The organism is Endozoicomonas sp. (assembly GCF_051008435.1).
Classification (GTDB): domain Bacteria; phylum Pseudomonadota; class Gammaproteobacteria; order Pseudomonadales; family Endozoicomonadaceae; genus Endozoicomonas_A.
The window spans coordinates 1-9,997 of sequence record NZ_JBPCXO010000552.1; the positions used below are offsets into that span (position 1 = coordinate 1).

At 46.4% G+C, this 9,997-nt stretch carries 9 protein-coding genes; 6 read left to right on the forward strand and 3 right to left on the reverse strand.

From position 1 onward, the window contains the following. Nucleotides 1-1,383 precede the first annotated feature (1,383 nt). Both ACR2PX_RS28380 and ACR2PX_RS28385 read left to right on the forward strand, forming a co-directional pair. The gene (locus tag ACR2PX_RS28380; protein ID WP_434002714.1) at nucleotides 1,384-1,716 is read left to right on the forward strand and encodes a hypothetical protein; all 333 of its coding nucleotides are present in this window, start codon (nucleotides 1,384-1,386) and stop codon (nucleotides 1,714-1,716) included. A 135-nt stretch (nucleotides 1,717-1,851) separates the two neighbouring features. Further along, nucleotides 1,852-2,325, forward strand: a complete 474-nt coding sequence (locus tag ACR2PX_RS28385) for an FKBP-type peptidyl-prolyl cis-trans isomerase (RefSeq protein ID WP_434002715.1) — start codon at nucleotides 1,852-1,854, stop codon at nucleotides 2,323-2,325. Between the two features lie 60 nt (nucleotides 2,326-2,385). Here ACR2PX_RS28385 and ACR2PX_RS28390 read toward each other — a convergent pair whose 3' ends face one another. Then, the gene (locus ACR2PX_RS28390; RefSeq protein WP_434002722.1) at nucleotides 2,386-3,984 is read right to left on the reverse strand and encodes an ABC-F family ATPase; all 1,599 of its coding nucleotides are present in this window, start codon (nucleotides 3,982-3,984) and stop codon (nucleotides 2,386-2,388) included. 323 nt (nucleotides 3,985-4,307) lie between these two features. On the opposite strand from ACR2PX_RS28390, the gene ACR2PX_RS28395 reads away from it, so the two are divergent. After that, nucleotides 4,308-4,814, forward strand: a complete 507-nt coding sequence (locus ACR2PX_RS28395) for an Eco29kI family restriction endonuclease (protein WP_434002716.1) — start codon at nucleotides 4,308-4,310, stop codon at nucleotides 4,812-4,814. A gap of 14 nt (nucleotides 4,815-4,828) precedes the next feature. Then, the gene (locus ACR2PX_RS28400; RefSeq protein WP_434002717.1) at nucleotides 4,829-5,989 is read left to right on the forward strand and encodes a DNA cytosine methyltransferase; all 1,161 of its coding nucleotides are present in this window, start codon (nucleotides 4,829-4,831) and stop codon (nucleotides 5,987-5,989) included. A gap of 55 nt (nucleotides 5,990-6,044) precedes the next feature. Here the strand turns inward: ACR2PX_RS28400 and ACR2PX_RS28405 are convergent, their stop codons facing one another. After that, entirely contained in the window at nucleotides 6,045-8,315 is a 2,271-nt protein-coding gene (locus ACR2PX_RS28405) for a multiheme c-type cytochrome (protein WP_434002718.1), read from the reverse strand. Between the two features lie 144 nt (nucleotides 8,316-8,459). Here ACR2PX_RS28405 and ACR2PX_RS28410 point away from each other — a divergent pair, with 144 nt between their 5' ends. Next, entirely contained in the window at nucleotides 8,460-9,065 is a 606-nt protein-coding gene (locus ACR2PX_RS28410) for a hypothetical protein (protein WP_434002719.1), read from the forward strand. An 8-nt stretch (nucleotides 9,066-9,073) separates the two neighbouring features. Here ACR2PX_RS28410 and ACR2PX_RS28415 read toward each other — a convergent pair whose 3' ends face one another. After that, nucleotides 9,074-9,349, reverse strand: a complete 276-nt coding sequence (locus ACR2PX_RS28415) for a hypothetical protein (RefSeq protein WP_434002720.1) — start codon at nucleotides 9,347-9,349, stop codon at nucleotides 9,074-9,076. Between the two features lie 461 nt (nucleotides 9,350-9,810). On the opposite strand from ACR2PX_RS28415, the gene ACR2PX_RS28420 reads away from it, so the two are divergent. Then, nucleotides 9,811-9,987: a hypothetical protein gene (locus ACR2PX_RS28420; RefSeq protein ID WP_434002721.1), complete on the forward strand. Its 177-nt coding sequence runs from the start codon at nucleotides 9,811-9,813 to the stop codon at nucleotides 9,985-9,987. Nucleotides 9,988-9,997: the final 10 nt, after the last annotated feature.

Genomic DNA, 9,997 nt, shown 5'->3' on the forward strand with positions numbered 1-9,997 from the left:
AAGAAGCTTTGCAGTCTGTTCACTCTGCTGTTCGTTGCGGGTTGAGAAAACCATGGGATAAAGGATAGTCGCTGCAAGGGAAAGGTATTATTCTCTTTCTCTGTCCAGCAGTTTTTTAGGAATTACCCATAGGCGCTATTATCATAATCATTATTATTGCCCCTTTATGTTTAAATTATTATTTTTCACGCACCTCAATGTGCTAAAAAATATTATGTTTCATACCTATTCTTAACAAAATCTGTAACCTTAAAATCAAGAAAGAGTACTAAATAAATCATCGATGTAAATATCGAAAACAGCATCAAGATAACTTCAATTAAGTTTTGAGATCCTAGTTTTGCGATAATTGCTGTCATTATTAACCCAGCAATAAAAACCATCTTGATCAATTCAAACCCCTTGACTCACTCAATATATAGAGTTCTCGCAACACCACCAACATTTTCGACAAAGACGACTTTATTACCATCGCCAATAGTTAACCTGTATTCTTTTTGAAGACTACTTCTTCATCATTTACAATAGTCTCAACTACAAAATCGCCGCCATTCTCCCAAGTATTTGGAATATTCACGTTATCATAATAGCTACCTACAACAACTCGAACATCTCCATTATCAAAGGATCCAGAGTTATTAATATCATAGGTTACATTAACTGATGATTTATCAATAGAACTCTTTACTTCTCCAGTAAAACTGACCTCAACATCAAACTATGATGTCAAATTAGTTGGATAGCCAACAAATGTCTCTTCCGTTGGAGTAGATACCTGAGGAGAGTCATTCGATGAACTTCCTCCTCCTCCACAACCGACTAGAAGAACACTAAGAGATAAACAGAGAGGTACAACTTTAATTTTCACAATACATCCTTTTAGGCAACTACCAGGCAGTAGTTAAAAATCACTTTTCTGAGTAAGCCTTATCATCCACATAAGCAGGTTCAGACTTTAAGTTTTTATTTAGATAAACATAATCTTTGTTTTTTCAACATCACTTCGCTAGGCCATACTAACTCTCATTCAATTAATTTTTCAGAACTTAAAATTAAGCATAGAGATAAAGCAGTACTCATGGAGAACTCATAGTTTTAGATGATACATATGTGCTTTTAATAATGGCACACTACCGCCCGAGATTTGACTGTTTTTCATACAGATCGAGCTCCATCCCTTTGCCTCAAAACAGCTTCTTGCTGATTTATTTTTTTGGTCATTCTGCCAACTTTTACAAGCATTTGGTAGTGGTAAATACCTACCCCCCATTAATTTTTTGCGACCTCAAAAAAATGAACAAAATTTAATCTTCCGCACACGATCTGTTTATCCATAACCCACTACATTGAAACCATGACTGACACCATCCAATATCGAGGTCAATGATGGATAAATGGATCAATCGATTGAAAAGCGGTTTTGAGAAGATTAAAGGTACCTTTTTTGATCAGCGTAATGGTGCTGCCATCAGCCCATTCAAAGCAATTCTGGGCGCCGTTATTCTCACCGGTCTGTTTGTGCTGATGCTGCCGCTGATCATGCTGATCTTTATGGTTCAGATGGGTCTGATTCTGGTGGGCATGGTGGCCGTTCTCTTTATGGGCACCCGTAAACAGGCTGGACAATGGCCAAGAGAGGAAAAGCTGGTCAACCCAGAGCCGGAACCTGCTGAAACCGACAAGGGCGCGGAAGACAACCCCAGAAAACATCAATGACAGAGGTATGCTGCTTATTCAGTGATGGAATCGTCCAGAGCCTGAAGCTTTTAAATTCAGGAGCTGCATTTTCATAGAAAACCCGTTCAGGATAGGGTATTTTCCGTTGACTTATCCACTGACCGGGTGATCTCTGTGACCACTGTTATCCTCATTATTTTTATTGCTGTCATGTTTTTTTGGGGCAAGCGCCGCTTTGATCAGAAAAAGCAACTGGCTTCAGAAGCCTTGACTCAGGGTCAGGCTTTTCTTGAGAAGAACCAGAATGAAGAAGGGGTGATGACCACCGAGTCAGGGTTGCAATACAAGGTTCTGGAAAAAGCGGAAAGTTCTGAGCAACCTTCAGCCACCAGCAAAGTAAAAGTGCATTACCATGGCACGTTGATTAGCGGACAGGTGTTTGACAGTTCTGTGGAACGCGGACAACCGATTTCTTTTGGATTGAACCAGGTGATTCCCGGTTGGACAGAAGGACTGCAACTGATGTCGACAGGCGATAAGTTTCGACTGTTTATACCCGCTAATCTGGCTTATGGCAGCGGTGGTGCGGGTAAAATTCCCGGCAACTCAGCACTGATCTTTGATGTGGAATTGCTGGGTATCGAATAACCCTGCAAGTATTCTGAAAACAGGACTGAGCACTCTCAGTCCTGTTTTTCATTGGGCGACTTACTCTTCAACAACGCCCTGCTTGCGCAGGTAATCGTCGTAAGTTCCGTGGAAGTCGATGACGCCGTCTTCTGTGATTTCAATGATACGGGTCGCCAGGGACGATACAAATTGACGGTCATGGCTGACAAACATCAGTGTGCCCGGGTAGTTTTCCAACGCCAGGTTCAGGGATTCAATGGACTCCATATCCATGTGGTTGGTAGGCTCATCCATCAGCAGTACGTTTGGCTTTTGCTGAATCAACTTACCAAACAGCATACGGCCCTGCTCACCACCGGAAATGACCCGCACCGATTTTTTGATGTCACTCTGGGAGAACAGCATACGACCCAGTACGCCACGAATCGCCTGCTCGTCGTCCCCTTCGTTCATCCACTGACTCATCCAGTCGTACAGGGTTATGTCCATGTCGAAGTCTTCGCTGTGGTTCTGGGCGTAGTAACCAATGTCGACATTATCAGACCACTTGATAGAACCGCCTTTCGGGGTCATTTTTCCAGCCAGAGTGTGCAGCAGTGTTGATTTACCAATACCGTTCTGGCCAATGATGGCGACCCGCTCACCCACTTCCACCATCAGGTTAACGTCGGAGAACAACATTTTTTCGTCATAGCCCTGAGACATTTTTTCCATGATCAGAGCGTTACGGAACAGTTTCTTTTCCTGTTCAAAGCGAATAAACGGGTTCTGACGGCTGGAAGGCTTAATCTCTTCGAGCTGAATTTTGTCGATCAGCTTGGCTCTTGAAGTCGCCTGCTTGGCTTTGGAAGCATTTGCCGAGAAGCGACTGACAAAGCTCTGCAGTTCAGCAATCTGGGCTTTTTTCTTGGCGTTATCGGCCTGCATGCGCTCACGAACCTGAGTAGACGCAGTCATGTACTCATCGTAATTGCCGGGGAACATGCGCAGCTCGCCATAATCCAGATCCGCCATGTGGGTGCAGACACTGTTCAGGAAGTGACGGTCGTGAGAAATAATGATCATGGTGCAGTCACGCTGCTTGAGTATGCCTTCCAGCCAGCGGATAGCATTAATGTCCAGGTTGTTGGTAGGTTCGTCCAGCAACATAACGTCTGGATTCGCAAACAGGACCTGAGCTAGTAAAACACGCAGCTTCCAACCTGGAGCCACAGCACTCATTGGACCATAGTGCTGCTCCAGTGGAATATCCAGACCCAGCAGCAGCTCACCAGCACGGGCTTCAGCAGAGTAACCGTCCATTTCACCAAACAGGACTTCCAGGTCCGCTACGCGCATGCCTTCGTCTTCAGTCATGTCGCTTTTGGCGTAGATGCGGTCACGCTCTTCCTTCACCTTCCAGAGCTCGGCATGCCCCATGATGACGGTATCAATGACCGTATTGTCTTCGTAGGCAAACTGATCCTGATTCAGTTTGGCAATACGCTCATTGGGATCGTAGTTGATATTACCGGCAGAAGGCTCCAGTTCACCGCTGATGATCTTCATCAGGGTCGATTTACCACAGCCATTAGCGCCGATCAGACCGTAACGGTTACCGTCGCCAAATTTAACGGAAATATCTTCAAATAGGGGTTTGTCCCCAAATTGCATGGTGATATTGGCTGTAGTGATCAAATGTTGCCCTGCCATTAAAAAGGAATGGTTAAAAAGCCGCGCAGATTACCGCGCAATAGCTTTTTGTTCAAACTCATCATTTCTTTTAATTCGTCATAAAAATAGTTTTTCTATCATTCCCCTTGGTACACATGGGATACACCAAGATATCAAAGGTTAGAAAACATACAAAACAGATTCATACTGAATCACCTTACTGGTACGATTGCTTGATCTTTAAGGGAGTAAAGACAATATGATTTTCAACATACAGTCTCACAAGCTGCAAGCTGCAAGCTGACGCCGTTATTCGCCCATTGATTTCCTCTTTCAAGCAAATCCCATTGCGGGATTTACAGAATCTTCCTGCTTTTGATGGTGCTGGTGTCTATGCCCTCTACCTGATAGATGCTAAAGACACTCCATATCAAGGGAAAGTACCAGCTGACAAACCTATTTATATTGGTAAAGCTGTACCAGAGGGCTGGAGACAGGGGCGACCAACCGGGGAAGTGACAAAAAAGCTCAGACAAAGGTTGGGCGAACATATGAGAAGTCTGGAAGCTGTCGGACTCGGTTGTGCAAGATTCAAAGCTCGGTTTGCCATCCTTGAAGGCAATGGGTTGGATTTGATTTCAGCTCTAGAATCCACTCTGATCAGGGAAATACAATCTCTGTGGAATTCAAGTATTGATGGTTTCGGCAACCACGATCCAGGTAAAGGTCGCTATAATCAGGCTCCATCGGAATGGGACACTTTGCACCCGGGTCGTAACTGGGCAGACCGACTTCAGGGGCAAGCCTCCAGCAGGCAAGCCTCCAGCAGGCAAGGCATAGTCAACAAAATTTGAGCTAAATCTATTACATGAGATCCATTGAGCTTTTTGCAGGAGGTGGAGGTCTGGCTATAGGCCTTGAGCATGCCGGTTTCTCCCCCTGTGCCATCATTGAGCAGAATAAAGATGCATGCCGTACACTACGGCAAAACTATCTTATCGATAATCAGCACATTCTTTTTGAGGGTGACATCTGCTCCTTCAATTATGACACTGTAGACAACCCAGAACACGACCCTGTCAGGCTTGTTTCTGGTGGGCCGCCCTGTCAGCCTTTCTCTCTGGGTGGCAATCACAAGGCTCATAATGATAACCGGGATATGTTCCCTGAAGCCGTCAGGGCCATTCGCGAGCTCAAACCACAAGCCTTCGTTTTTGAAAATGTAAAAGGACTGCTTCGTAAATCTTTTGCTGAGTATTTTGAATACATACTTTTGCAATTGCAGTACCCCTCGATGGACAAACTGGCTGACGAAGATTGGGAGCAGCATCTTGCAAGGCTGGAGCAGCACCATACAAAGCACCACGAAGAAGAGCTGGAATACAAGGTCGTTTTCCGTTTACTGAATTCGGCTAACTATGGCGTGCCACAAAAGCGTGAAAGGGTCTTTATTGTCGGATTCAGAGCGGATCTGGACGTTGGCTGGTCCTTCCCTGAAACCACGCATTCCGAGGACGCTCTGTTCTGGGATCAGTGGGTCACTGGCGATTACTGGCCTCGTCATAATTTAGACAGACCTTCTTCGAATGAAAAAATCAATCGTAAAATATCAAAGCTCAAAAAAAAGTACGGTTTATTTGCTCCTGACAAAATGCCCTGGGTAACCGTCAGGGATGCGCTAGCAGATATACCGCATCCACAACTTGAAAACAGTACGTTGAAAAATCACGAGTTTAAAGACGGTGCCAGAACTTATCCCGGCCATACCGGAAGCTATATAGACGACCCATCCAAAACACTGAAGGCTGGGGCCCACGGCGTTCCGGGTGGAGAAAATATGATTCGTTACCCTGATGACAGCGTTCGTTATTTTACGGTTCGTGAAAGTGCAAGAATTCAAACCTTTCCTGATGACTATGCCCTGGAAGGAGCCTGGGGCGAAGCCATGCGACAGCTTGGAAATGCGGTTCCCGTGAAACTAGCCCGTATACTGGGCGAAAGTATTCACCAGTCTCTGAGCAAACTTTGATTTGTTGAAAGGTAGCTCAGCAGCAATCAATGGGCTGAGCTACCTGGCTCCCAAACTATTGCTGCAATTGAGATCGATAAGCCCGTAAAGCTTCTTCAATCTGTCGATTAGCCGGGAATTGCTGCAAAGCCTTATCCAGCACTTCTACAGCCAGCTTTTTTTGCCCGACACTGAACAGAGCTACCCCATAAACATACACATAGCGTTCGTTCATGGGCTCCAGCTGTACTGCTTTTCTGAGGAAATCTGTGGCTTCAGCCGTACTCTTCTGTCTCACCTTGTAGAGGCCCATATTGTGGTTAAGAGCCGCCGATGAACCGTCTATCTCCAGACCTTTCTTCAGCCACTCGCCCTCTTTGTGGGCCTGACTCGTACGGCGATAATATTCCGCCAGGTTGATGTAGACCGGGGTAAAGTAAGGCTCAATTTCTGCCGCTTTCAGGAACTCTGCTTCGGCCTTGTAGGCCATTCCCAGATCCAGATAGAACTGCCCCAGATTCAAACGACCACCAGCACGGTCACTGCTCAGGCGCTGGGTCGTAATGTACTCACCGATCAGCCTCTGTTTCTGATTCTGTTGCACAGAAGAAAGCTGCTGATCAGGCACTGCCGCCATCAAACGAGCCACTTCCAGCCTGACAGCCTTGGAAGGATCGTCCATCAAGGACGCCAGTAGCTGAATTTTCAGATTAACGGGAGCAATTTGCAGTGATGCCACAGCGGCCGCTCGCACCAGTGGGTCTCTATCTTTCAGGTTCCTCTGTACTGTGGGCAGTAAATCACCATTCAGATAATTGCCCATCTCGTTCAGGGCCGTTGCTCTGACAATAGGTGCAAAATTCGGGCTTTCGGCAATGGCCTTTAACTGTTCTCCGGCATTAAAAGCTCCGGTTCTTGCCGCATGTAAAGCCGTGGCAAACTCAGGCCGTTGCCGCCAGTCTTCACCATGCCAGCTGTCCATAGTATTTGCCGCCCACTCATTACTCTTATCGGTATGGCACTGAACACAGGCATTAGAGGTGCCCAGTTTGGCACTGAGGTCAGGTCTTGGAATCCGGAAACTGTGATCCTTTCGCGGATCAACCACCATGTAAGTTTTCTCTGGCATATGGCAACTGCTGCACTGGGCACCCGGACTTTTGGGCTCATGAAAGGTGTGTTTGGGTGTATCAAAGGTCTGTGGGCTATGACACTGGGCACAAACCTGATTACCTTCTGCTTTCAACTGGCCAGAGTGTGGGTTATGGCAGTTGGAACAGGTGACACCAGCTTCAAACATCTTGCTTTGTTTAAAGGAGCCATACACAAACACTTCGTCGTTAATCTGGCCATCTGCTTCGTACAAGACACTTGCCAGCAGCGACGGCATGTAATTGTCCGTCATGACTTTATTCACAGCCGGTTTTGAAGCAATCTGTTCACGGCGGGCATGGCACTGGCCACAGGTCTCAATCTGCTGCTGAGCCTTCACTTCCAGTGGTCGGGCAATTTCACTGCCCTCATCCCAGGTCCATTTAATCTGATCGGACAGATCGACTACAAAACCTTTATTGCTGACCGCATCCTTTGGACTGTCTATATAATTGCCGCTACTGAGAGTCTCGTTACTGTTTTCATGATTCAGTTTGAGCGGCATTTTAGGCTCAAGGCTGTTAGCCCACTCCAGATGTTTATTACCGGGACCATGGCAACTCTCACAACCGACGCCGGATTCTACCCAGTCACTGGTGTAGCTGTGATCCTCTGGTTTGTAGTTCCTTTTATAATCGGTGGTATGACACTCAACACACATCTGGTTAGCGTTCTGGGTGATTTTGGTCCAGTGCAACGGGTCTTTGAAGTTGATTTTCTCGTTGGGATAAAGATGGAACCAGCGCTGCCCCCCCTGAGTGACGGGTCTGGAATCCCAAGCCAGACTGAGCGGCTGAATATGCCCCTTGCCAAAATCAACCAGGTACTGCTGCAGTGGGTAATCACCAATAGTGTAAAGCACTTTGTACGACTTGAGTTTGCCATCAGGTCCGTCGGTTTCCACCATCAGGTCATTGCCCTGTTTGAAAAACCGGCTCACCACCCCTTCGTACTTAAAGGTTTTGTTATTGAAGTCACCCAGTGCATTAGCGGGTGTGGCTTCCTGCAGTGCTGAGTGATGCTGACTGGCTTTCCAGTCCTTGAATTGCTCAACATGACACGAGGCACAGGCCTGGCTGCCCACATAGCCTTGCGTTCCTTGATAGTTTTGAGCCACAGCGGCGAAAGGAAAAAAAAAGCTGAGCCACCATAAACGACAGAAAAGGAGTTTGAAGATCGCGCTGACAACTTTCATTATGATCTTTTAATTGTTCTGAATGATTAGAATAATCGTGCCATTCTATCCTTTAAGGGGATGACAACCCAGCCTTTTTAAGACGAGCGACTTCTCCAAACTGTTCTATTCTAGTTACGTCGTCTAAGCAGGTCATCGAACAACATGTCATCTCTAGCAAGGATTGCCTTCCTTAGCCTATTTTTAATAATCACCCACCTCAGAGCCGAGGACCAGAATATCTGGTACTGGCAATCTTTTGGTCCGTATAACTCGCTGAGTCGTTATAGAGATGTAATTGATGATTTCTCCACCCTGATTTGTCGAGCCAGAGTTGAAGACGGCCCATGGCTGGCTGGCATACTGAACAAGGATGGCAGCCAGTGCATAATTCTGGAGGATGGCTCTGAGCATGATCATTTTCAGTTGCCCATAGGGTCAGGATTTTCAAGGAATGAATGGCAGGCCAAAATGCCAGAATTTAAAGTCAATGCTATGAGAGCTTCGTCAGAAGCTAATGACACGCCCCTCTACGAACTCAAACATCAAACTCAACTCTGGTGCCGCTTCAGAGTCGACAAACTCTTTGTCTTAGGTGTTCTTATGAATATGGATGAAGCCCTTCTATGTCAGGCACTGGATCAGCAAAGCTCGAAACACTACGAAATTGCCACATACCAGTACAAAGTAGAGTGGCCAGAATTCATTCCGTACATAGTCATGCTCAGCGCAGTGGGCTTTGTCATGCTCATGGCTAAATACATTCGATGAGCCCTGCTTTATAAAATACAGCACCAGCTATTTGTATAATATTGCATAAACCGCTCACGGCTGTTTTCCTGGGTCAGTCCCGGCGTTCTTCTCAAAAAACTCAAAACCTGCTGGGCTGTCACTGGAATGTGTTCACTAAAATTCAGTTCTGCGGCCAGAGTCTGAGCCAGCACCCATTGATCACCTTCTGACATATCCACCACCAGTACTGATGCAGCTTCAGCTCCTGCTGGATGACTTTCTTCTGTTGCCTGATTCGACCCTGCAATCCCTTGATTTCTCATGCACTGAGTGCAGAGCACTTGATGCCCAGCACACCTCTGAATACAGGCTCTGTGAACCAGGAGAGGATGCCCACACTGTAATGGCAGCAAATCACCCTTTTCATCGCCTTCAAAACAGATCAGACACCCATTTTCAGCCAAATCGATGCATCCAGGACAGCGCCAACCGTCTGTCGTATATTCTCCAGCTGCCCTCAGCTTCTGACACCCCTGACAAGGCTGACTCTGACTATCCGGTTTCCCAGACGCTTCAATCATCTGCCAGCAGTTTTGACACTGTGCCCCATTTACCTTTACAGAAAAAATCCCACAAAGACTGCAGGTGTACCCTGTCTTTTCAATGCAGAAAAAAGCACCGGAAGCTTCTTCTCCAGGGTCAGTATTGAGCAACTTTTGGCAGTGATGACAAAGACCTTCTCCAGGCAATGCACGCATCACCTTGCAATGGCTGCAGATTAAACATGGAGGACCTGAAGGATCATCATCTTCAGGAAGATTCGACCCACTCTGACGATGATACACTCCAGGAGCCTGTCGGACTTATGCTTTCGAGCATACTCTCTATTGAAGAGTCAGTAGAACGAGTCGACAGTCTTGAGCGTTCTAGACAGCTTCGATGGATTCGTGAGAATAGTTGACCTATTTAAT